The organism is Chryseobacterium angstadtii, assembly GCF_001045465.1.
Lineage (GTDB): Bacteria > Bacteroidota > Bacteroidia > Flavobacteriales > Weeksellaceae > Chryseobacterium > Chryseobacterium angstadtii.
In genome coordinates, this window is sequence record NZ_LFND01000001.1 from 1,158,047 (window position 1) to 1,180,373 (window position 22,327).

General features: G+C 38.6%; 20 protein-coding genes. 3 read left to right on the forward strand and 17 right to left on the reverse strand.

Annotation, left to right across the window (positions count from 1 at the left end; genetic code table 11):
* Positions 1–156: 156 nt before the first annotated feature.
* Both ACM46_RS05145 and ACM46_RS05150 read left to right on the forward strand, forming a co-directional pair.
* Complete coding sequence (locus ACM46_RS05145) at positions 157–2,805, forward strand: T9SS-dependent M36 family metallopeptidase (protein ID WP_048505493.1); 2,649 nt, start codon at positions 157–159, stop codon at positions 2,803–2,805.
* A gap of 324 nt (positions 2,806–3,129) precedes the next feature.
* Positions 3,130–5,784: a T9SS-dependent M36 family metallopeptidase gene (locus tag ACM46_RS05150; RefSeq protein ID WP_083997337.1), complete on the forward strand. Its 2,655-nt coding sequence runs from the start codon at positions 3,130–3,132 to the stop codon at positions 5,782–5,784.
* Between the two features lie 90 nt (positions 5,785–5,874).
* On the opposite strand, the gene ACM46_RS05155 is transcribed toward ACM46_RS05150, so the two are convergent.
* The 17 genes from ACM46_RS05155 to DarG all read right to left on the reverse strand — a co-directional run bounded on the left by ACM46_RS05155 (position 5,875) and on the right by DarG (position 18,844).
* Positions 5,875–7,047: a DUF2062 domain-containing protein gene (locus ACM46_RS05155; protein ID WP_048505495.1), complete on the reverse strand. Its 1,173-nt coding sequence runs from the start codon at positions 7,045–7,047 to the stop codon at positions 5,875–5,877.
* Positions 7,048–7,051: 4 nt separating this feature from the next.
* Positions 7,052–7,528, reverse strand: a complete 477-nt coding sequence (locus ACM46_RS05160) for a hypothetical protein (protein ID WP_048505496.1) — start codon at positions 7,526–7,528, stop codon at positions 7,052–7,054.
* On the reverse strand, positions 7,525–7,905 hold the full coding sequence (locus ACM46_RS05165; RefSeq protein ID WP_048505497.1) for an ApeI family dehydratase: 381 nt from the start codon (positions 7,903–7,905) through the stop codon (positions 7,525–7,527). The genes ACM46_RS05160 and ACM46_RS05165 overlap by 4 nt, the downstream gene beginning before the upstream one ends.
* A gap of 4 nt (positions 7,906–7,909) precedes the next feature.
* On the reverse strand, positions 7,910–8,512 hold the full coding sequence (locus tag ACM46_RS05170; RefSeq protein ID WP_048505498.1) for an outer membrane beta-barrel protein: 603 nt from the start codon (positions 8,510–8,512) through the stop codon (positions 7,910–7,912).
* 1 nt (position 8,513) lies between these two features.
* Positions 8,514–9,155 carry a flexirubin biosynthesis protein LolB2 gene (gene lolB2, locus ACM46_RS05175; RefSeq protein ID WP_048505499.1) on the reverse strand — a complete coding sequence of 214 codons (642 nt, stop codon included), beginning with the start codon at positions 9,153–9,155 and terminating at the stop codon, positions 8,514–8,516.
* Positions 9,121–9,747: a flexirubin biosynthesis/transport protein LolA2 gene (gene lolA2, locus ACM46_RS05180; protein ID WP_048505500.1), complete on the reverse strand. Its 627-nt coding sequence runs from the start codon at positions 9,745–9,747 to the stop codon at positions 9,121–9,123. The genes lolB2 and lolA2 overlap by 35 nt, the downstream gene beginning before the upstream one ends.
* Positions 9,740–10,495, reverse strand: coding sequence for a polysaccharide deacetylase family protein (locus ACM46_RS05185; protein ID WP_053082668.1), 756 nt, complete (start codon positions 10,493–10,495; stop codon positions 9,740–9,742). The genes lolA2 and ACM46_RS05185 overlap by 8 nt, the downstream gene beginning before the upstream one ends.
* A gap of 52 nt (positions 10,496–10,547) precedes the next feature.
* Positions 10,548–11,609 carry a beta-ketoacyl synthase N-terminal-like domain-containing protein gene (locus ACM46_RS05190; RefSeq protein WP_048505501.1) on the reverse strand — a complete coding sequence of 354 codons (1,062 nt, stop codon included), beginning with the start codon at positions 11,607–11,609 and terminating at the stop codon, positions 10,548–10,550.
* The gene (locus tag ACM46_RS05195) at positions 11,606–12,805 is read right to left on the reverse strand and encodes a beta-ketoacyl-[acyl-carrier-protein] synthase family protein (protein WP_048505502.1); all 1,200 of its coding nucleotides are present in this window, start codon (positions 12,803–12,805) and stop codon (positions 11,606–11,608) included. The genes ACM46_RS05190 and ACM46_RS05195 overlap by 4 nt, the downstream gene beginning before the upstream one ends.
* A gap of 84 nt (positions 12,806–12,889) precedes the next feature.
* A complete protein-coding gene (locus tag ACM46_RS05200; RefSeq protein WP_048505503.1) occupies positions 12,890–13,147 on the reverse strand; it encodes a phosphopantetheine-binding protein in 258 nt (85 codons plus the stop codon).
* 116 nt (positions 13,148–13,263) lie between these two features.
* Positions 13,264–13,806, reverse strand: coding sequence for a 3-oxoacyl-ACP synthase (locus ACM46_RS05205; protein ID WP_083997343.1), 543 nt, complete (start codon positions 13,804–13,806; stop codon positions 13,264–13,266).
* A gap of 7 nt (positions 13,807–13,813) precedes the next feature.
* Positions 13,814–14,947 (reverse strand): beta-ketoacyl synthase N-terminal-like domain-containing protein, encoded by a 1,134-nt coding sequence (locus ACM46_RS05210; RefSeq protein WP_048505504.1) that lies wholly within the window; start codon positions 14,945–14,947, stop codon positions 13,814–13,816.
* Positions 14,947–15,372, reverse strand: a complete 426-nt coding sequence (locus ACM46_RS05215) for an acyl-CoA thioesterase (protein WP_048505505.1) — start codon at positions 15,370–15,372, stop codon at positions 14,947–14,949. Before ACM46_RS05215 ends, ACM46_RS05210 begins: the two co-directional genes overlap by 1 nt.
* Positions 15,362–16,630 carry an ABC transporter permease gene (locus ACM46_RS05220; RefSeq protein WP_048505506.1) on the reverse strand — a complete coding sequence of 423 codons (1,269 nt, stop codon included), beginning with the start codon at positions 16,628–16,630 and terminating at the stop codon, positions 15,362–15,364. Before ACM46_RS05220 ends, ACM46_RS05215 begins: the two co-directional genes overlap by 11 nt.
* Positions 16,617–17,375: an ABC transporter ATP-binding protein gene (locus ACM46_RS05225; RefSeq protein ID WP_048505507.1), complete on the reverse strand. Its 759-nt coding sequence runs from the start codon at positions 17,373–17,375 to the stop codon at positions 16,617–16,619. The genes ACM46_RS05220 and ACM46_RS05225 overlap by 14 nt, the downstream gene beginning before the upstream one ends.
* Positions 17,376–17,377: 2 nt before the next feature.
* On the reverse strand, positions 17,378–18,373 hold the full coding sequence (gene darH, locus ACM46_RS05230; RefSeq protein ID WP_048505508.1) for a BtrH-related acyltransferase DarH: 996 nt from the start codon (positions 18,371–18,373) through the stop codon (positions 17,378–17,380).
* A gap of 66 nt (positions 18,374–18,439) precedes the next feature.
* On the reverse strand, positions 18,440–18,844 hold the full coding sequence (gene DarG, locus ACM46_RS05235; protein WP_048505509.1) for a flexirubin biosynthesis protein DarG: 405 nt from the start codon (positions 18,842–18,844) through the stop codon (positions 18,440–18,442).
* Between the two features lie 416 nt (positions 18,845–19,260).
* On the opposite strand from DarG, the gene ACM46_RS05240 reads away from it, so the two are divergent.
* On the forward strand, positions 19,261–22,173 hold the full coding sequence (locus tag ACM46_RS05240; protein WP_048505510.1) for an insulinase family protein: 2,913 nt from the start codon (positions 19,261–19,263) through the stop codon (positions 22,171–22,173).
* The last annotated feature ends 154 nt before the right edge of the window (positions 22,174–22,327 follow it).

Below are 22,327 nucleotides of genomic sequence, written 5' to 3' on the forward strand. Positions count from 1 at the left end.
GAGATATTCGGATAAGTGGGGCTATTTTAATTTTTTCATACATTAAAATGTTTTTTTTTAATACTTATTTAATTTAATATGTAAATTTTGTAACATTTTCTGCTTTTTTCTACTAACTGAGCAATCAAACCAATTTCTCGTTAAAAAGTAAAAAATATGAAAAGAATTCGACTTAGTGTAAAGCTTTTACTATTTTGTTCTTTTTTCGGTTTTGGCGTACTTTCTGCTCAAAAACATGAACAGACGATAAAAGATTACGTTAATTCTGAAAAAACATTCCAAAGGATAAATCCTGAGCTGAAAGCATTTACCATTGTAAACGTAGATCCTTCAACAAGTTTGAAAGGTGATGTTGTAGGAATACAGCAGACCATCAATGGAGTTCCGGTATTTGGAAGTTCAGCTAATGTTCTGATCAGAGATGGCAAAGTGTTGAGTTTTGCAGATACTTTTATTAAAACTTATCCGTCCCTTGTAAAAGGAAAGCAAAATGCCATGAAAAATTCTTTGGTAGCGGAAGCAGCCAAGAAATTTAACGGTTCAGCCACTTTTAAAAACAGTGAAGGAAAAGAAGAGCCTTTAAAAACCAATCTGGTTTATTTTGCAAAAGGCGGAGAATTGATTCTGGGCTATCATTTCAATATTCAAGAAAAAGGAACAAGCAATGTCTGGAGTCTGATCATCAGTTCAGATGACGGTTCTGTTTTGTATCAGGAAAATACGACACTTTCGTGTAATTTCCATGATGATGCTTATGAACACCTTCCTACGGAGCTGCCTGAATTGAAACAAGATACACCGGCTGCAATACTTCCGGCTTACATACAGAAACAAAATAGCACGATTAACAAGAATTTTGTTCTGGCACCGGATAACGCTTCTTACAATGTTTTTGCGTTTCCTGTTGAAGCTCCTACATTTGGAAACAGAACCCTTATTAACAATCCGTGGGATTTAACAGCTTCTCCGGAAGGATGGCATTCTGACGGAACCAATCACTATACCAATACCAGAGGAAATAATGCCTTTGCCTATACTGATGAGGCAGCCTCCGACACCCCTCAGTTTTCCCCTGACGGAGGAGCGGGAAGAGCATTTGATTTTCCATTGGATTTAACATTGGCTCACCAAAACTATACTTCTGCTGCAGTAACCAATTTGTTTTATACAACAAACAAAATGCATGATGTATTCTATAAATTTGGATTCACTGAGTCTGCAAGAAATTACCAGACCAATAACTTTACCAACGGAGGTGCCGGAAACGACCCTGTATTGGCCGAAGCCAGAGACGGGAGTGGTCTTGGAAATGCTAATTTTAATCCAGGTGCAGATGGAACCAGCGGAAGAATGCAGATGTTCCTTTTTTCACCTGCCAGTGCAAGATATCTTTACTACAATTCCCCTACAAGCTATGTATCCAGAACTCCGGTAGCAGCTACAGCAGCTTTCGGTCCTCAGATTATGGGTAACCCTGCTGTTACGGGAGACCTTGCTCTCTCAACACCGGCAGATGCCTGTACAGCTGTTGCAGCAGGAAGTCTGACAGGTAAGATAGCAGTGGTAACCGCAGCAACCTGTGGTTTTGCCGTTAAAACCAAAAATCTTCAAAATGCAGGAGCAATTGGAGTAATACAATATCACCCGACGAGTGATCAGCCCGTAGGAATGGGGGGAACAGACAATACCATCACCATTCCTACAATCATGGTAGGAAAAACAGAAGGTGAATTTTTAGTGAGTGAACTGACCAACGGTGTTGCAAGCAATGCTTCATTAAAAACAGATGCTGTTTATAAAGATGCAAGCTTGGATAACGGTGTTATATCCCACGAATACGGGCACGGAATTTCTAATCGTCTTACAGGTACGGGAAGTGGCTGTTTATCATTTTCTACATCCAACGAGCAAATGGGAGAAGGATGGTCTGATTTCTTCGCCTTGATGATTACCAACCGACCTGGAGATAATGCTTCGGTTCCAAGAGGAATTGGGACCTTTGTTAGTGACCAGCCGGTGAATGGTGGCGGTATACGCCCTGCGAGATATTCCCCGGATTTCACAGTTAATAATTATACCTATGGAAGAACAAACGGTATGAAAGTGAATAGCAGTATAATCGGAATTGCTATTACAGTACCAAATGTTCACAGTATTGGTTTTGTTTGGGCATCAATGCTTTGGGATCTTAACTGGAAATACGTAGACAAATATGGTTATAACAGCAATGTGCTGGCAGACCCGAACAGTGGTAGCGCCAGAGTACTGCAGCTTGTTATGGATGCTCTTAAACTTCAGCCATGTAATCCAAATTTTATACAGGGTAGAGATGCTATTCTTGCTGCTGATCAGGCTAGAACAGGAGGAGAAGATAAATGTATGATCTGGAGAACCTTTGCCAGAAGAGGATTGGGAGTAAATGCTGCTCCTGGTGGACTTAACGGTCTTTATATTGGTGCCAATCAGCCGGCTCCGGATTTAAGCGATCAGGTTGAAGATTTTACCATCCCTGCAGAATGTGGTGTATTGGCTGTAAATGAAGTGGCTTCAAATTCTAAAGGAATATCCATCTATCCGAATCCTGTGAAAACGGAATTTACAATCAAGACGCCTTCAGGAATGGATTTATCAGGAATTACTACGGTTTCTATCTATGATTTTACCGGAAAACTGGTTTCTTCAGAGAAAATCAATCTTAATAAGCAGAATACGGTGAATGTTAATACACTGTTGAAAGGTGTTTATATGGTGAAAATCAGCAGTAATTCAATTGATTACAGCCAGAAAATAATTGTTTCAAAATAAATTGTAAAAAGACTGAATTGTTTATGTCCCGGAGCTGATGCTTCGGGACTTTTTTTTGATATTATTTTAACGATACCTATTGCGTTTCAGATAAAAGTGATGTTTTTTGGATTATAAGTGATTGATTAATTGGTTATCCTAATCATTCTTTGCGCACATTTTCCCATGTTGAGGTTTATAAAAAGAGGTATTTTTTACATTTTTGATTGAATTTTTAAATTATTTTAATGTTAATTTCAATTTATCTGTCAATTGTTTGAATTTAATGCTTTTTTATTGTGTTTTTAAATTTCATAAATATATCTTACTCTGCAAAAATAAAATATGAAAAGAATTCGACTTAGTGTTAAATTTTTATTGCTTTGTTCTGTTTTCAGTTTTGGAGTATGGTCTGCTCAGAAACATGAGCAGGTGATCAGAGATTACGTTAATTCTGAAAAAACATTTCAAAGAATAAATCCTGAACTGAAAGCATTTGCCATAGTGAATGTAGATCCTTCAAAAAGTTTGAACGGAGATATAGTAGGTATACAGCAGATCATTAATAATATCCCTGTTTTTGGAAGTTCAGCAAACGTTCTGATTAGAGAAGGTAAAGTTCTTAGTTTTTCGGATACATTTATGAAAACTTATCCTTCCGTAGTAAAAGGAAAACAAAATGTTGGAAAAGAAAAACTGATACCTGAAGCCGCCCAAAGGCTTAATGCATTCCCAACTCAAAAGAACAGTGAAGGAAAACAGGTATCTTTAAAAAGTAATCTGGTTTATTTCGCGAAAGGAGGAGAGCTCATTCTCGGTTATCAGTTCAATATTGAAGAAAGGGAAACCGGTAATATGTGGAATGCGATCATCAGTACAGATGACGGTTCCGTTCTATATACAGAAAAACTCACACTTTCCTGCAGTTTTCATGATCATGCTTATGATCATGATTCAGAAGCATCCCATTCAATGCCGGATATCCAGCCTGTTCTGTTTCCTTCTAATATAAATTCAGCAGACAGTAAGCAGAATAAAAACTTTGTTCTGGTACCGGATAATGCATCATATAATGTTTTGCCTTTCCCTGTGGAAGCTCCTACCTTTGGAAGCAGAGCTCTAATTAATAATCCCTGGGATATTACCGCATCTCCGGAAGGATGGCATTCTGACGGGACCAACCATTATACCAATACCAGAGGAAATAATGTCTATGCTTATACCGATGAGAACGGAACCAATGCGCCTCAGTTTTCTCCCGATGGCGGAGCTGCCAGAGCTTTTGATTTTCCAATGGATATAAACTTGCCACCGCAGAACTATACATCCGCGTCGGTAACCAATTTATTTTATCTCAACAATAAGATACATGATGTATTTTATAAACTTGGATTTACAGAAACCGCAAGAAATTTTCAGGCCAGCAATTTTGGTAAAGGAGGAAACGAAAATGATGCTGTACGGGCAGAAGCAAGAGATGGAGGCGGATATAACAATGCTAATTTTGGTACCCCTTCAGATGGTAATGCACCAAGGATGCAAATGTATCTCTGGGAGCCTAAAGATATGCAGAACCTTTTCTATAATTCTCCAGCTAATTATGTGAATAGAGTATTTAAAAGTGCAACGGCCGGATTTGGTCCCAGACTGGAGGGAAATCCTCCGGTTACGGGGAATTTAGCTCTTACAACCCCTATTGATGGCTGTGCAGCCATTTCTCAGGATTTAACAGGGAAAATTGCCGTTATACAGAGAGGAGGATGTAACTTCACGGCTAAAGTTAAAAATGCCCAACTGAAAGGCGCTATAGGGGCTGTTATTTACAATGCACCTAATTCAGCAGCTATTGGGACAATGGGTGGAACAGATAATACAATTACAATTCCGTCTGTTTTGATTGAAAACCAGGAAGGTGCATTTTTGACAGGAGAAATAAACAATGGAGCTACTGTAAATGCCACACTGAAATATGATAAACTGAATTATGTTTACAAAGACGGAAGCCTGGATAACGGAATTGTTATACATGAATACGGGCATGGTATTTCCAACCGTTTGACAGGAACAGGAAACGGATGTCTTTCTACCTTCGCATCGAATGAGCAGATGGGTGAAGGATGGTCAGATTTCTTTGCCCTTATGCTCACCAACAGACCCGGAGATAACGCTGCAGTGGCCAGAGGAATGGGAACCTTTGCAGCAGAACAGCCTGTGACCGGAAGTGGAATCAGGCCTGCAAAATATTCACCGGATTTCAGTATCAATAATTATACGTACGGAAGAACCAACGGGATGCAGATAAATGAGACATCGTCTACAGGAGTACAATATACCACAGTAAGTGTACATAGCATCGGGTTTATTTGGGCTACCATGCTGTGGGATCTGCACTGGAAATATGTGGAGAAATATGGCTATAACAGCAATGTTTTAGCAGATCCGAACAGTGGAAGTGCCAGAGTTCTTCAGCTTGTGGTAGATGCGCTGAAACTACAGCCTTGTAATCCTAGTTTTATAGCGGGTAGAGATGCTATTATAGCTGCAGATCAGGCAAAAACCGGAGGCCAGGATAAATGCATGATCTGGAAAGCTTTTGCGAAAAGAGGATTGGGAGTAAATGCAGCTCCAGGCGGACTTTTAGGAGAGTGGTCCGGACATAATAATCCTGCTCCTGAAATCAATGATCAGGTAGAGGACTTTACAGTTCCTGCAGAATGTAATACGCTCTCAGTAGATGAGGTTACTGCATCCAAAGGAATATCCATCTATCCGAATCCTGTAAAAACTGAGTTTACCATCAAAACCCCTTCGGGAATGGATGTATCAGGAATTACTACGGTTTCTATTTATGATTTTACCGGGAAACTGGTTTCTTCAGAGAAAATTAATCTTAATAAACAGAATACAGTCAGTGTTAATAAGCTGCTGAATGGAGTATACATGGTAAAAATTAATGGAACTGCTATTGATTACAGCCAGAAAATAATTGTTTCAAAATAAGAATTAGGATCAACGACTTATTTTGCAGTCCCGGAGCTTATGTTTCGGGACTTTTTTTGTCTTGGAAATTAACACAGAATCTCAGGTTAATTAGCTATTCTCCGGATTCAGTTTGTTCAGAAGAAAGAATGAAGCAATTCCGGAAATAGCAGACATAGAGGTGGCAAGAATAGCACTTCCTATCACATACTGAAGCAGATTGTTTTTAATCAGTTCAAAATTCAGTTCGCTGTTCAGAATATTACTGTCGCCCGGTACGAAAGGAGATCCCAGAAACAGGGAAGCGGCAATTACAAAAGGAATAAAGGGCGGAAGACTCACGTTGGAAGCTACAAAGGCCAGTACTTTATTCAGTTTAAAAAGAACTGCCAGTGAGATCACAAGTAGCGTATGAAATCCCCAGAAAGGAGAAAATCCTATAAATACACCCAGAGCAATGGAAAATGCCTTAGTCCGGTTGCTGCCGTCACTTTCCAGAACATCTTCCTTTATGAACCTTTTAAAGCTTTTTTTTTTGAAATTATTCACGAAATTTCTTGGAATAATGTAAAGAAGGGTAATCGTCACCAAAATAGTATTCAGAATACTGATCCGGGTAAAATCTCTGAACGGCCTGAAATGAGAAACCCTTTCCGCCGGATCATACAAAACCTTAATCGGAACATTTTTTACAGGAACATGCCTCCATGCCGTTCTTACAATGATTTCGATCTCAAATTCAAATTTGGGAGTGAAATATTTTTTAGGAATTTTATGCAACGGATAGAGTCTGTAGCCGGATTGTGTATCTTCCAGCTTAATTCCTGTCTCAAACCAGAACCAGAAATTCGAAAAACGGTTCCCGAAGCTGCTTTTTTTCGGAATACCATCCTGGGACATATTTCTATTCCCGATCAGTAAAACATCTTGTTTTTCCCGAAGAACGGCCTGTATGAAAACGGGAATGTCATCTGGATAATGCTGCCCGTCTGAATCAATGGTGATAGTATGATGAAATCCCAGTTCTTTTGCCTTTCTGAAGCCTATTTTCAGTCCGTTTCCTTTTCCTTTGTTCTCGGGCAGTGAAATAACCGTAATCTGCGGATATTGTGCTAAGATCTGGGGAGTAGAGTCTGTAGAACCGTCATTGACCACAATAATATTTTCGGTATAGTCTAAAACACCGTCTATCACTCTTTTCAGAGTATTTTCGTTATTGTAGGTAGGTATTAAAACACAAATCTTTTTTAGAGAAATTGTATTTCGTACTTCAGGAAGGGTCATTGTTTTATTTTAAAGTAGCTCTTTCCGGATCTGTAAATGATTTGGACTGCATGGCAAACTTTTTAACATAGCTTTTCATGACTGTGTTTTGTTTACTGTAATTATTAATCAAAAAAGCCTTGTCATCTTTAATACTTCCGCGATAACCTACAATTTTAGGAATGTTTTCCTGTACGCTTAAACGGATCAGGCGCAGTTCGATATTATTGGGATTGGCTTTAATAATGCTCTCAAGATTGGTAGCGCCCGTTTTTACCAGCGCTTTTCTGTTTTGCTTCACGACTTTGGCTTCCATGATTTTCGCAGCCGCTTTATAGCCGCTGGTTACTGCATCAGAGCCGCTCTGCTTTTCAGCAAGATTGATAAAAGCTTCTGTGTTGTCATTGGAAAGATTGGCTTTCGCATAGCTGTTTCTTAACGCTTCCAGATCTGTCTGAAAGAAAAAGATAAAAGCTGTTATGAGGGACAGGAAAAGTTTCATGATGTTAATTTTTTATAGCTTACAGACATTTTCAATGCAATAGTCTCGCCAAAAGACGTTGTATTTTTTACTTTAACATCTTGTTCATTTTCAGTAATATCCAGTTGAAGTTTCAGATCCGGAGTTTCAAAAGGATTAATGATGGCCATAAACTTTACATTCGAGGCGCTTTTTAAAAATAATTTCGAAGCGGTGAATTCCTCCGTCAGTTCTTTTACGATCTGCATCATACAGACTCCCGGCGTTACCGGATTACCCGGAAAATGACCTTTGAAAATATCATGATCTTTATTCAGATGAATGTTTGCGGTGAAACTTCCATTTTCTCCTTTTTCGTAGGATTCTAAAGCATAAAAGTCTGTAAGAATGGTCTGCATAAGATTATTTTTTCATGTTAAAGGTATAATAAACCCCTGTCTGGAAGGTTACATTCGTATGGTCATTGTTAATATGTACAAAACCTTTTTTGATCCGGGCTTCTACCCCGAAGTTTTTCGTAATATCATATCCGGCTCCAAACAGCAGTCCTAAATCTGCGTCTGTAGGAGACTGAATATTTTTATGATCCGTAAGAAGCTCCAAAGTAGGTCCGAAATGAATATTGAACTGATCAAAATAGAATTTATTCACAATAGCACCTCCTACGTAAGAAAGGCTTACTGTTTTAGAGGCAACTGCAGGATTCTGGCTTTCAAATTTCGCTCCCTGTCTGGTATAATAAATTTCAGGTTGAAGAGCATAGAATTTAGCAAACCGGATATTCGCCTGGAAACCGATGTAAAAATCTACTTTCGACTTTATATCATAGGTATTCGTTCCGTTGTAATAATAATTTTGGCTGTCAGTATAATACCAATATTCGCGGGCAGGTCCATCAGAAAGATGGGAAATATTAGCTCCCACGCGTATTCCCGGGTTAAAAGTGACTTGGGCAAAAGACAAGCCTGAAATAAAAGCAATGGCTAAAAATAGAAGTTTCTTCATGTTAATTTTCTCCGGTTTCAGTTATTTGAAATAGTTTAATATTAATCTTAAAATCCTTGTGTTGCAGGTTTAAACTGTCCGAGAAGATATGTTTTTTTGCTTCAAAAGTAAAATCAATTTTTTCCTTCCTGTTCTTTGTGTAAATGATCTGTTGAAGCAGATTGCTGTTCTTATTGAAAAATAAATAGTAAGCTTTATTGTCCACTTTTGAAAGGTAGATCCTTGAGTGGTCATTTTCAAATGATTCACTTACAGGATAATTTTTTTTCAGAAGCTGCTGGAAATCGTTTTTTAGAAAATTGATGACTATTTTTTTATCCAGATCAGGAAGAACATAATTAAGTTTAAAATCATTCTCCGAAATCTCAAAATCTATTAATTTATTTCCAAAATCTGAAGTCATTGCCACGCGGTGTGTCTTTTCATTGAGCTTTTTAATGATCAGAATACCGCTGACATGGTTTTTATAAATATCCATCTGGCATTTATACACATAGTCTTCACCCGATGAAAAATATAAATTTTCAACAGTTTGAGCGGTGTTTTCAACAGGTTTTACATCTGCGAGGGTATACGTCTTGCAGGAGACAGCCAGTATAAGAATCAGACTATAAAGTAAACTCTGAAGCAGGAATCGTGGCATTGACCTTTGTATTTTTGAAAACTATATTCGTTGTATCACCGGAAGCTTCCGTCATATTCACTTGTGAAACCGTAGATTGGTTTTTAGGAAAATAAAGTTCAATCTGTTTGATGTATTTCAGCAGTTGGGCAGATTTAGGAATAAATTTAGCAACATTGCTGTTTCCGGTCTTAAAATAACTTACCGTAAACTCAGGATCATTGAACATTTTTCCGTTTGAACTTCCTACAATCAGCTTATTGATCTTTTCAAAAGTTTTACTCTTGGCATCTACCGAAGATTTTTTCCCCTGATCGTTGATGAAGATTTTATTATCCTTGAAAATAATGCTGTACTGATAAGGCTTTGTATATTTCCAGCTTAATGTGTTGGGCGTTTTTAATGACATTTTGCCGTACGTTACAATGCTTTTATCCAGAAAATCCATTTTTTTGGTCTGGGTAAAATCGCTTTGTAAAGTTTTGATTTCCTGGGTCTCAGAAGAAACTTTGGTCACAAATGCTTTTGCTTCTGCTCCGGACATCGCCGTCAGCTGTGCAGAGATGAAGCCGGAAACTAATAAAAATGCTCCAAAAGCAATATTTTTAATCATTTTTCTTTGATTTTGTAATTGAATCGACTGTAAATGTCGAATATTCTTTATTCTTTAAAAATAGCAATAAGTCTACCAACACATGAAAGGTCTTTTCTGAAGTGTCGTGAAGAAGGATAATGCTTCCTTTCTTCAGGTTTCCCGTTACTCTTTTGTAAATTTTCTTCTCGTTGTCAGTCACCGTATCCAGAGAACGTACATTCCAGCCGATGCTTTTTTTATGAGTTCTTTTAATCGCTTTAGCAATATTCGGATTGGTCACCCCGAAAGGAGGGCGGTACAGATCTGTTTTTATATGTCCTATCCGTTCTATGATTTCATCGCACTGCTCAATTTCCTCAATCATTTTGACTGTAGATAAAAATCCGGTGGTATTGGAATGGGATAGCGTATGATTTCCAACGGTATGGCCTTCAGAGATAATCCTTTGAAACGTTTCCGGGTATTTCTCAATCTGTTTTCCAATGCAGAAAAAAGTAGCTTTCACCTGATGTTCCTTCAATAGATCGAGAAATTGAGGTGTAAATTCGGTAGGGCCGTCATCAAAAGTCAGAGCCACTTCCTTAATTCTGGTTCTTTTATGAGTAATGCTGTTCACAAAATAGCCCAGCCCGATATCGAAAGAGCCCCATACCACAACCATTGAAAAAGCAATAAAACAAGCCAGATATACCCATAAACCTCCGTGAAACGCATAAATAAATACATTACAGAAAAGATAAAATAGAATGAATGGATAATGTTTCATCTCTTGTTTTTTATTGCAAAAGGGCAGGATTACCTTTTCGCAGTTTTACCCTTTAAGCTTTTTCCAGCAGGACTAAACTGTGATCATTTCCTGCCAGATGATTGTAAAGAAGAATATTTTTAATTTTTTCTTTTTTCACGTTATTGATCATCATGATCTCCGGAATATGCTGGTCTTTCAGAATATGGCAGGCCATAAAAGTTGAAAAACTGCTTGCCGTGTTGAATTCACCACTAAGATGTTTATAATACAACAGTGCAGATTCTTCGAAAAGATCCATAGCCTGAGTATAATACCCATCCGATTGAGCATCTCCACTGAATCCTAGAATCACAGCATCAATATCTTTATTGTTCAGATTATTTTTATCTAAAAAGTGGGTGATGAATTCCTGAACTTTTTCAGGATCTAATCTGTTGATGATCTGAATATCTTTTAGCTGAGCATAAGAATTTTCCGTTTTTTCCTTTCCTAAAACAAAGAAACCGGCTCCTTCTCCCCAAATAACTCCGTTAGTCACAGATTTCAGATAATCTGCAGGAAGATCACCTTCCGTTTTAATGGTATGATTAAGTCTGTACATCTCCATAGTACGGTCGGTCTGTTCATCTGCCGCACCTACAAGAACATGTTCAGCTTCTCCGTCGTTGATCTGAAGTTGAGCATCCAGAAGTGAAAACTCTAAGGATGAAGAGGTATTAACGTAGGTAAAATTATAGGCATGACACTGCAGACCCAGAGCAATCTGCCCCGCCACGGTGTTGTGGGTAGACTGGATGAAAAAAGTAGGCGTAAGAAACTCCTCCTGATTGTCGATTACATTTTTCAGAAACTTTTCAGAGTCCTGTGAGCAGCCCATTCCTGTCCCGACGATAATAGCATCCGGCTTTTCAATTCCGGCTTCTTTCAAAGCATAATGTGAAGCTACAGAGCTCATTTTTACCGTTTTAGACATTCTTCTGATCATGGCCGGAGGAATGAATTCTTTATAGTTCGGTTCTACCGCTTTTAAGATCTGAACAGTGTTTTCAGGAGCAAGGTCCCGGGAAAAATTGTCTTTTAAAGTGTCCTGAACGGAGATGCAGGATGCACTGTTGATGTATACCGTGCTCATGATCTTGAGAAAATTAAAGTGGAACAGTTTCCTCCAAACCCGAAAGAATTGGAAAGAACATGATGAATCTCTTTTTCTTTCAGCTCAGTTACCGGAGTTAAGTCGAATTCCTGCATTTTTGTTTTAAAATTCAGATTCGGGAAAATCATACGGTGCTGCATGGCAAGAATAGAAAAAACAGCTTCAATTCCTGCTGCTGCTGCCAGTGTATGGCCTGTAAAAGCTTTGGTAGAACTGAATTCAGGAACCTGTCCTTCACCAAATATTCGGATCATGGCAATTCCTTCCGAAAGATCATTATTAGGAGTTGCCGTTCCGTGAACGTTGATATAGTCTATATCTTCTTTATTTAAACCTGAGACATTTAAAGCCTTTTGCATGGCTAAGAACGCTCCCTGTCCATTTTCGGATGATGCAGTCTGATGGTGGGCATCATTCGCGTTCCCATAACCGGAAAGATAAGCCAGTACTTTTTTATTTTCCTTTTTTACCACTTCCTCAGATTCAAGAACGATGAAAGCTGCCGCTTCACCAAGATTTAACCCTTTTCTATCGTTATCAAATGGTGTGTTGTAAGAATCGGTAAGAATCATCAGCGTATTGAATCCGTTCAGTGTAAATTTCGAGAGAGAATCTGTTCCTCCTACAATAACACGGTCCAGTACTCCGTTTTTAATAAGTTTAGCCCCCATCATAATGGCATTGGCTGCCGAAGAACACGCAGTACTGATGGTGGATACCAAACCCTGCAGTCCCAAATAATCAGCAATGGCTAATGATGAGTTCCCTGCATCATGTGAATCAATATATTTTTGCTTTTCAGGAAAGTCTTCGTAAGAGTAGAAATACTTTTCAGTAATATCCATCCCGCCTACACTGGTAGAAGAGATCAGTCCGGTTCTGTATTGGTTGATATCTGAAATTCCTGCAGTTTCTACGGCTTCTTTTGCAGCGATCATTCCTAATAAAGAAGTTCTGGTGGCATTGTTGTCTTCAGGCAGCTGAAGTTTTTGTACCAGTTCTTCATTAGAAAATTTTATTTCGCCTGTTTTTATGGTCCCGGCGTGTCGGGTTTCAAACATCTCAATGTCTGAAATTCCATGTTTTCCGGATTGCAGCGAAACAAAATTTTCCTCCACATTGTTTCCGATGGAGGAAATGATACCCATTCCTGTGATGGCAATTTTTTTGTCCATTTATTATGTAATGTAACAGTATACCAATTTAACAATGTACCAATTATTGGTAAACTGGTACATTGTTAGATTGTTACATTGATTTTATTTTGTTCTGTTGGCCTCAACAAACTCAGCCATTGTATCAATAGACTGGAAAATTTCCTTTCCTTTTTTAGGATCGGCTAATTTTATTCCGTAGTCTTTGTCAAGAAGAACGATCAGTTCAAGGGCATCAATAGAATCCAGTCCAAGACCGCCTCCGAATAATGGATCTCCGTCTTTGATTTCCTCTACAGAAACGTCTTCAAGGTTAAGAACTTCAATAATTTTGTGCTTCAATTCTGTTTTTAAGTTTTCCATAAGATAGATTAATAGTGTATCAATGTATTTAATGTACCAGTGTAACAATGCATAAGTGTATCTATTATTGTTACATTGCTAAACTGTTACATTGTTACATTTATGTTATTACATTTTTATAAGGTTAGCAAATATACAAAAGCTTTGTAATTTTCCTGATATAGTTCTGTCCAGCCGCAGAGTACTTTTTCTGCTTTTCCGGACTGAAGGATCTGCTCTGCATAATCGTTTAAAAAATTTTCATCAAATTCATCCAAAACGAAAAAAGCATTCTCCGTCTGCATTTGATGTCTGATGCTGATTTCCCCCACGCAAATGTTGGGAAGCGTATAGACAAATACGGCAGGACTGGGGAAATAATTTTCCTGTGAATTGATGCTTTCCTGATATTTGAAATCCGTATCAAGACTGGATGATCTGTTGGCAAAAACCACTGCTGTTCTGCTTTGATCTTCATCTTTAAGAATCATTTCCGAGGCCAGAAAAGCGAGCTTGCTCAGGTTATCCATTTTGTGAAATTTAGGATAATTGAGTTCCAGTTTTTTATACGCTTCTTTCGCAAAATCATGAAAGTTTTCGCTCAGGCTTTCAAAAACAAGGTTTTCATTCACCGTTATTTTTGAATCTTCTATGATACAGTTGTCTGTTTTCTTCATCATCTTCCTATTAACATTTTTCCAGGACAATTGCGGCATTGCATCCGCCAAATCCTGAAGCGGTTTTCAAAATATACTGAATTTCCGCAGACTGGTTTTCAGTAATGATATGTAAGGGCTGGGAAACTCCCATCTCTTCAAAGTTTTTAGATGGAATCAACGTTCCGTGAAGAGCGCTTTCCATAGAAATAATGCTTTCCAGTAATCCGGATGCTCCCAGACAATGACCATAGTAACCTTTCATACTGTTCAAAGGAACATGTTGAAGGCTCATTCTGTTGAAAGCGATGGCTTCCATTTCGTCATTGTACAGAGTAGCGGTTCCGTGTGCCGAGATAAAATCAATCTGCTCAGACCTGACTTCAGCTTCTTTCATAGCATTGCGTATGCTGGCAAAAAGCCCGTCTCCGGTTCTTGAAGGTCCTGAAATATGATTGGCGTCGTTAACGGCAGATTCTCCCAATATCTTAAACCTAAACTTTTCGTTTTCAGTTGGAGCTGAAGTGATGTAAACCGCCGCTGCAGCTTCTCCGATATTGATTCCGTTTCTGTTTTGGTCATAAGGTTTACAGGGCTCCGTTCCAATAGCCTGGAAAGAATTGAATCCGGAGATTACAAATTCGGAAACCTCATCACCTGCGATTACGAAGGCGTTTTTATATTTTCCTGTCCCGATCATATTTTTGGCAACGGCAATCGCCATTACTCCCGAAACACAGGCATTGGAAACTACAATTGGTTTTGTTTTAAACCCGAAATGATCTGCTATTTTTTGAGCCAGAGCCGAAAGATAGACCCCTTCCGGTAATGCAGCCTGATTTTTTAATAAACTGATATTTCCTTTTGTTGTAGATAAAATAAAGGCTGTTTCATCTGTGATTTCATGTCTTTCTATCAATGGTTTTAAACTCAGAAGAAACATCTTTTCAAGTCTTGTGAAATCCTGAGGGCCAAAACGGCTGTTGAACTCTTCTTCCAGTTTGTCCGTATCAATGACAGATGCATAGAATGCGTCCTGATTTTCTATAACCTGATGAAGGGCCACACCTGACTTTCCTTCCACCAGATGATTCCAGTTGGAAGCAGCATCAAATCCTAAAGGAGTAACGCAGCTGTAGTCTGTAATATAAATTTCTTTCTTCATTATAATCCCATTTTATCTTTCCATGCCTGAAAAAAATCAGGATTATAGAGGCATAATCCTCCGTTGTTGTCCAGAAAAACCTGAATGGTTTCTCCGCTGCATACCAGCTGATCTTCCTGATTGAAAAGTTCATATCTGTAGATCAGTTTTGCAGAAACAGAATTGATAAACGTGGTAACAATTCTGAAGGTTTCTCCATATTTTAAAGGAAGAAAATGTTCACACGTACTTTTTACAATAGGCGTTACATATCCTGCTTTCTGAATATCGAGATAAGTAAGGCCGTGCTCACGTCCGAAAGCTTCTCTTCCGTCTTCAAAATACACGATATAATGTCCGTGCCAGACAATTCCCAGCGGATCTGTCTCGTTGAATCTTACACGGACCTGTTCTGTACAGGATAATATATTTTCGTTAGACTGCATTTTGTTTTCTTTCGTAAAAAATAGAGATAGTTACCATAGCAATATAAAATGCCAGCAAAAATGCCAGTTCTTTGGCAATTCCTCCGATACCGCTGTTTCTTAAAATAATATCGTAATACGCGTTCAGTCCCCAGTTCATAGGGGAGAATTTCGCGACGGTCTGCATAAATTCCGGCATCAAAAATACGGGAACCCAGATCCCTCCGATAGCGGCAAGCACCACCACCGAGGTAGCACCAAAAGGAGCAGACTGTTCCTGAGTGTCAGCTATTGTTCCCAATAAAACACCGAACCCGATGGCCGCAAGCCCCGAAAACAAGGTAACCACAATAAGCTGGAACATCTTTCCGGAAACATCAAACGCCGGAAGATCCATGTACGGGAAAAGGTAAATTCCTACTGCAACCATCAGCAAAAACTGAATAATACAGATGATAAGATAGGTAAATGTTTTCCCTAAAATATGTACAAAGTATGGTGTGGGGCTGATTCTGGCTCTTACGCTGGTGCCCTGACTTTTTTCTTTTACTAAATTGATGGAAAGTGGAACTACAATGAAGAAAATTGCAAAAAGAGTCCATGCAGGGACGTTGTGCTGAACGGAATTCGGCATAACATCCATTTCTCCTTTTTTGGGTGTGATCTCTTTGAAACTGATGAGGTTTTTATTTTCATCCAGATTTTCTGTAGTTCCCAGCTGATCCTGAAAAGCTTTGTAGATCTTTTTGTTTTCGATCTCAAAAACCATTTTATTCACAGAATTCATCACTGAGTTTTTAAATCCGGCATTGGTGGCAGGATCAAAATACAGGTGGATCTCTTTTGCTTTGGGAGCTGATTTTTTCGCAGCGGTTGTGTCACCTTCCAGCCCGAACGAACTTACGATCGTCTGAACTTTGGAATCAATATTTGAATTTAAATCTTTCGTTAAATTTTCAGGAATGACGATGGCCATCTGGTAATCTCCGGAAAACACGGCTTCCTGCGCTGACTTTTCGTTATAATTGGTCAGTAGCTGGAATGTTTTGCTGGTTTCCAGTTCCTGTTTTATATTTTTTGATACTTCGGATTTATCATTGTCAATAAAAATGATAGGGATTTTTGAGCCTTCAAGATTTTTAAAGGTAGAATCCTGAATCAGGGTGATCGTTACAATTAACAGTAACGGCATGACGAAAATAATGACAATTCCTCCGATGTCTCTTTTCAATAAGAGAATTTCCTTTACAAAGCTTCTCCAAAGTTTATACAACAACATCTCTTAATTCTTTTCCTGTTAATGAAATGAAAACATCTTCCAAGTTTTCGGCATTGGAAATCTGGGCTACCAGCTCTTCCGGTGTTCCTACGGCATGAATTCTTCCTCTGTCGATAATAGCGATTTTCGTACAGAACTCTTCTGCTTCGGAAAGGTGATGGGAAGTGTAAATGATGCACGTTCCGTTTTTATTCAGTTCCTGTAAGAAATCAATGATCACTTTTTTGGACTGTACATCAACCCCTACGGTAGGTTCATCCAGAAACAAAACCTTCGGATTATGAAGAGTGCCTGCAATCAGGTTACAGCGGCGTTTCATCCCTCCTGAAAATTGCTCTACCTTTTTGTCTGCAAATTTTGCAAGCCCCATGATCTCTAAAGATTCATCAATGGCTTTGCTGAGCTGTCTGTGCTTTAATCCGTACAGACTCCCGAAGAACATTAAGTTTTCTTTAGCGGTAAGCGTAGGATAAAGCGCATATTCCTGGGGAACGATTCCAATGATCTGTCTCAGTTTAAAACCATCTTTCTGAGGAGACAATCCATTGATTTTAAATTGCCCTGAAGTAGGTTTGATTAATCCTGAAAGCATAGAAATCAAAGTGGTTTTTCCGGCGCCGTTGGGTCCCAGAATTCCATAGATTTCTTGTTTGTCTATATTCAGCGAGATATCATTTACAGAAAATTCATCTGCATTTTTATATTTCTTGTATAAATTTTTAATCTCAATAATATGCTCTGCCATGATTAGATCGCTTTTCTCAGTTTTTTATAAAAAGCTTCTTCCAGATCAGCAATATGAAGCATCGACTTTGAAAGAGTGTTGTAGATGTCGCTTTTCGAATTCCTGTTCTTGTAAACACGGGCAATATCCACCGCAAAATCTCTCCACAGATCACCGATGGCGGTAATTTCTTTGGAAAGCTCTTTTAATTCGTCATTTTTAAGAATCACTGCGGCTTCCTGAAGAAAAGCACCGTAAATAAAGCGGAATCCACCTCCTCCGGTGCCAATTTCTTCCTGCATTCTGATAAGCTGTCCCAGATAATGATTGGTGACTTTGGTGCCTTTCTTCTCGGCCCATTTCGGAATGCTTCTGGCCACCCATCGCATGGCTTTTACCCCAATAAGCGGAACGGGAGCCAGCATATTCTTGCAGGTATCCTTGATTCCTTTTTTGATGGCTTCTTCTATATTTACATGGTCAGGAATGTAAGTTGGGTAGTACATATGCCCTTTCGGAGGAAGTGCTCCTTTGGCATATCTTACTTTTTCCAGCTCAGCTTCTGAAAGTGAGGTTGTATAATCCATCACCGGATCGCTGATCAGGAATTTCCCGTCTTCTTTTCCATACACCACAAGATTATGGGCATTGAAATGGAATTTATATTCTTCAGGAAAATAAGTAAGGTTAAAAACCCCTACCTGAAGTCCTGTAGGAATGTTCTGTTGTAGGTTTCTTTCCAGCGCGGACTGAGCGTCTTTAGGGTTGGAAAATTTTTCTCTTTTGATTTTAATTCCCAATCTTTTGGCTGCCTTGCTGAAAATAGCACCGGGCATCGGACGATAGCTGAAGCCGGGAGCGAAATTCACTTTCAAAAAGGGCAGGTAGACAAAAAACAGTCCCGAGCCGATCCCGAAGATCATGGGCTCACTGAGTTTTAGTCCTTTATTAAGTAACAGATTGGAGGCAACACCGTTTTCGCAATGTGCGGTCTGATGGTGTTCAAAGTTAAGTTTCATTTGCAGCTTTTATCTTTTTCATTGGCGAAAAGAAATTGGGCATAGCGTGTATGCTTTATTTCATGACTATTTTCCGTCAAAGTTTTTTAATTCATCCACTGAAATTCCAAATGCATCGGCATATTTTTTCAGTGTGTTTTCGTTGAGTGTTTTAAATATTTTCGGTTTTGCGTGTCTTTTCACTCTCCATTGCCACATTCCGACATAAGAGGAGAGAACGCTGAGGTCCATTTTATTCAGTTCCATGAAATAAATAATGGGACTTACCCTGTTGGCGGCCACCTCTTTTCTGGCCTCTTCAATTCTTTCATGAATAAGGTCCATAGATTCTTCCAGGGCTGCTTTTTTGGCTTCCCATCCGATGCTGTTGGCGGTCGTATAATTATCGTTTTCATCCGTCACATACAAGACTTCGGTCATGTTGGCGGACTTCAGATTGCTTTCATCCTGAGGGAGGTCTTGTTTTTTCATGTAAATACAGTTATTATTAAAATTTAAGATGGAAAAACGCTTTACCTTTCTGATTCTTTTTAATCAGTTGGCTAAAATAGTGAAAATACATTATATGTAAATCATATTAAAAAAGGATCTGTTTTTACAGGTCTGGTGAAGGGCTGTAAGGCTTTTTCTGTCAGTAAAGATATTGAAATGAATTAATGTGAAAACCAGATGATTCTTCTGAATAAGGTATGCTGTATTTTAAAAACAGGATAACTGGAAAAATTTCAATTATTTTCGATAAAATATGAAATATATTAATGTGTGGTAGATAGTAATGTCGCTGTCCATTGACAGTACTGTATTTTTATAGTAGATCTGATGTAACAAGTGCATAATAAATAGAGACTAATGAAGTTTAGAAATTAAGATTAAAATAAATAAGACTTATGAAGAAATTTTTTATTTCTGTATCACTTTTCTGTATGCTGCATGCAATGGCACAGAAATTTGAAACACAAAAGATGACAGACAGTCAGGGATTCACTTACGAAATGGTGAAGAATGATAAATCCGGAGTACGCGTATACACGCTGAAAAACGGACTGAAGGTTTATCTGGCAAAAAATGAGGATGCACCAAGAATCCAGACTTACATTCCGGTAAGAACAGGATCCAACAACGACCCAAGTGATAATACAGGTCTGGCTCACTATCTGGAGCATATGGTTTTTAAAGGAACCTCACATCTGGGAACACAGGACTGGGCAAAAGAAAAAGCTATTTTACAGCAGATTTCTGATCTTTACGAACAACATAAAGCAGAAAAAGATCCAGCCAAGAAAAAAGAACTGTATAAAAAAATTGATGAAGTTTCCCAGGAAGCTTCCAAATATGCTATTGCGAATGAGTACGACAAAGCGATCTCTTCATTGGGAGCAACTGGTACCAACGCGCATACATGGCTTGATGAAACGGTTTATAAAAACAACATTCCTTCCAACGAGCTTGAAAAATGGCTTAAAGTAGAAAAAGAACGTTTCTCTGAACTGGTTTTACGTCTTTTCCATACCGAACTGGAAGCAGTGTATGAGGAGTATAACAGAGCACAGGATAACGACGGACGTCTCGTGAACTATGCGATGATGGAAGCACTTTTCCCTAAGCATCCAAACGGGCAGCAAACCACAATCGGGACTTCGGAACACCTGAAAAGCCCTTCTATGGTAGCGATTCATAAATATTTCGATACCTACTATGTTCCTAATAATATGGCCGTAGTACTGGTAGGAGATATTGATTATGATAAAACCATCAAATTGGTTGACCAATATTTCGGAGCATTTAAGTACAAAGAACTTCCGATGAAAAAAATGGTGTCGGAAACTCCAATGACGCAGATTGTTTCCAGAACTGTAAAAAGTCCGAGTACTCCAAGAATGACTTTGGCATGGAGATCCGATTCTAATGGAAGTCAGAATGCAAGATTAGCGGATGTAGTTGCAGAAATTTTAAGTAACAGGGGAGATGCCGGTCTTATAGATCTTAACATGAACCAAACACAAAAAGTACTGGGTGCAGGCGCTTACGAATCTGCCTTTAAAACCTATGGTGCTTTTACGATGTCTGTAACTCCAAAAGAAGGACAGAGCTTTGATGATGCTAAGAAATTATTGTTAGATCAGTTGGATCTTGTAAAAAAAGGTCAGTTTCCGGATTGGATGCTGAAAGCGATCGTTAATGATAAGAAAGTACAGCGCATGAAGTCGTGGGAAACTGCGGACGGATTGGCTACTACATTGTACAGTACTTATATCAACGAGCAAACCTGGGAGCAGGAATTGGATGATATCAATCAGTACGAAAAGATCACGAAAGCAGATGTTGTAAAATTTGCCAATGAATTCTTTAAAGACAACTATGTGGTAGTCTACAAGGAAAAAGGGGTGAATGATAAATTAGTTCGTGTGGAAAACCCGGGAATTACCCCGATTAAACTGAACAGAGAAGCTCAGTCACCTTTCCTTAAAGATATTATCGGCACGAAGGTAGCAGAGATCAAACCGGAATTCGTTGATTATAAAACGGCTATTCAAACGTCTCAGATTAAAGACAAAAAGGTAAGCTTTGTAAAAAACATATACAATGAGGTAGCTCAGGTAAGTTATATTTTCCCTTTCGGAACAGATAATGATAAAGAGCTTCCGATTGCAATGACTCTTTTCGAATATCTTGGAACAGATAAATATACGCCGGAGCAGCTGAAAGAAGAGTTCTATAAATTAGGAATCTCTTACAGCTTCAGAGCAGGGAATGACCAGACTATGGTAACATTAAGCGGTCTTGAAGGTAATATGAAGAAGGGAACAGAGCTGATGAATCACTGGTTGACCAATGTAAAGGCAGACAAGGATATCTACGCCAAAACAGTAAAGACTATGCTTGAAGCAAGAGCTGCTGTTAAAAAAGATAAAAGCAGAATTATGGGAGCTCTTTCCAACTATGCTAAATTTGGGAAAAACTCCAGAATGTCTGATGTAGTGTCCAAAGAACGTCTTGAGAGCATTGATGCAGCAGAGCTGACGAAGAAAATCAAAGAACTGAGCCAATATCCTTATGAAGTTTTCCTTTACGGGCAGGATCAGTCCGGATTGGAGAAAGCAGTTAAGCCTTATATTTCCAATGCAAGTCTTCAACCGGCAAAAGCAAAAGAGTATCCTGAACAGGCTACTACAGGAAAAGTATACTTCACCAACTACGATATGGTACAAATGGAAATGTCTAAAGTAGCAAAAGGAGGTGAGGTAAATCTGACTAACTTCGGAAAAGCTAATGTTTTCAACGGTTATTTCGGATCAGGGCTTTCTTCTATTGTGTTCCAGGAAATCAGAGAAAGTAAGTCACTGGCCTATTCAGCTTATGTATACTATGCGAATGCTTCTGAAAAAGGACATGCCAACTATATAACGAATTATATTGGTACACAATCTAACAAACTTCCTTCTGCAGTGAATGCAATGAACGATTTGATGGCTTCCCTGCCACAGATTCCGGCACAGTTTGACAATTCAAAAGGTTCTGCACTGAAGCAGATTGCCTCCAACAGAATCAACAGAACCAATATTTTCTTCAGCCAGCTGGCTCTGAAAAAACTGGGGGTAGATTATGACATCAGAAAAAATACTTATGCTGAAATTCAGGGGCTGACATTACCACAGCTTACCAGCTTCTACAATACTGAAATCAAGCCTATGAAATACAATACGGCCATTATCGGTAAGAAAGAAAACCTGAATATGGAATCTATCAATAAAATGGGTGAGTTCCAGGAAGTGTCTCTTGAAGAGATCTTCGGATACTAATCTTTTATGATACCAATTTTTTGAACGGAGCAGAAATGCTCCGTTTTTTTATATCAGATTATCAAAAATCTACCTCCATCATCAGTCTATTTGTGGTAAATAAAAAATATAAACCACAAAAGTCACAAAAGTTTTTGAGCACTTCGATGATTCT

What these genes read in the sequence shown, in the direction of transcription:
- ACM46_RS05145 (WP_048505493.1), top strand. Translation starts at nt 157, where the DNA reads ATGAAAAGAATTCGACTTAGTGTAAAGCTTTTACTATTTTGTTCTTTT.
- ACM46_RS05150 (WP_083997337.1), top strand. Translation starts at nt 3,130, where the DNA reads ATGAAAAGAATTCGACTTAGTGTTAAATTTTTATTGCTTTGTTCTGTT.
- ACM46_RS05155 (WP_048505495.1), bottom strand. Translation starts at nt 7,047, where the DNA reads ATGACCCTTCCTGAAGTACGAAATACAATTTCTCTAAAAAAGATTTGT.
- ACM46_RS05160 (WP_048505496.1), bottom strand. Translation starts at nt 7,528, where the DNA reads ATGAAACTTTTCCTGTCCCTCATAACAGCTTTTATCTTTTTCTTTCAG.
- ACM46_RS05165 (WP_048505497.1), bottom strand. Translation starts at nt 7,905, where the DNA reads ATGCAGACCATTCTTACAGACTTTTATGCTTTAGAATCCTACGAAAAA.
- ACM46_RS05170 (WP_048505498.1), bottom strand. Translation starts at nt 8,512, where the DNA reads ATGAAGAAACTTCTATTTTTAGCCATTGCTTTTATTTCAGGCTTGTCT.
- lolB2 (WP_048505499.1), bottom strand. Translation starts at nt 9,155, where the DNA reads ATGCCACGATTCCTGCTTCAGAGTTTACTTTATAGTCTGATTCTTATA.
- lolA2 (WP_048505500.1), bottom strand. Translation starts at nt 9,747, where the DNA reads ATGATTAAAAATATTGCTTTTGGAGCATTTTTATTAGTTTCCGGCTTC.
- ACM46_RS05185 (WP_053082668.1), bottom strand. Translation starts at nt 10,495, where the DNA reads ATGAAACATTATCCATTCATTCTATTTTATCTTTTCTGTAATGTATTT.
- ACM46_RS05190 (WP_048505501.1), bottom strand. Translation starts at nt 11,609, where the DNA reads ATGAGCACGGTATACATCAACAGTGCATCCTGCATCTCCGTTCAGGAC.
- ACM46_RS05195 (WP_048505502.1), bottom strand. Translation starts at nt 12,805, where the DNA reads ATGGACAAAAAAATTGCCATCACAGGAATGGGTATCATTTCCTCCATC.
- ACM46_RS05200 (WP_048505503.1), bottom strand. Translation starts at nt 13,147, where the DNA reads ATGGAAAACTTAAAAACAGAATTGAAGCACAAAATTATTGAAGTTCTT.
- ACM46_RS05205 (WP_083997343.1), bottom strand. Translation starts at nt 13,806, where the DNA reads ATGATGAAGAAAACAGACAACTGTATCATAGAAGATTCAAAAATAACG.
- ACM46_RS05210 (WP_048505504.1), bottom strand. Translation starts at nt 14,947, where the DNA reads ATGAAGAAAGAAATTTATATTACAGACTACAGCTGCGTTACTCCTTTA.
- ACM46_RS05215 (WP_048505505.1), bottom strand. Translation starts at nt 15,372, where the DNA reads ATGCAGTCTAACGAAAATATATTATCCTGTACAGAACAGGTCCGTGTA.
- ACM46_RS05220 (WP_048505506.1), bottom strand. Translation starts at nt 16,630, where the DNA reads ATGTTGTTGTATAAACTTTGGAGAAGCTTTGTAAAGGAAATTCTCTTA.
- ACM46_RS05225 (WP_048505507.1), bottom strand. Translation starts at nt 17,375, where the DNA reads ATGGCAGAGCATATTATTGAGATTAAAAATTTATACAAGAAATATAAA.
- darH (WP_048505508.1), bottom strand. Translation starts at nt 18,373, where the DNA reads ATGAAACTTAACTTTGAACACCATCAGACCGCACATTGCGAAAACGGT.
- DarG (WP_048505509.1), bottom strand. Translation starts at nt 18,844, where the DNA reads ATGAAAAAACAAGACCTCCCTCAGGATGAAAGCAATCTGAAGTCCGCC.
- ACM46_RS05240 (WP_048505510.1), top strand. Translation starts at nt 19,261, where the DNA reads ATGAAGAAATTTTTTATTTCTGTATCACTTTTCTGTATGCTGCATGCA.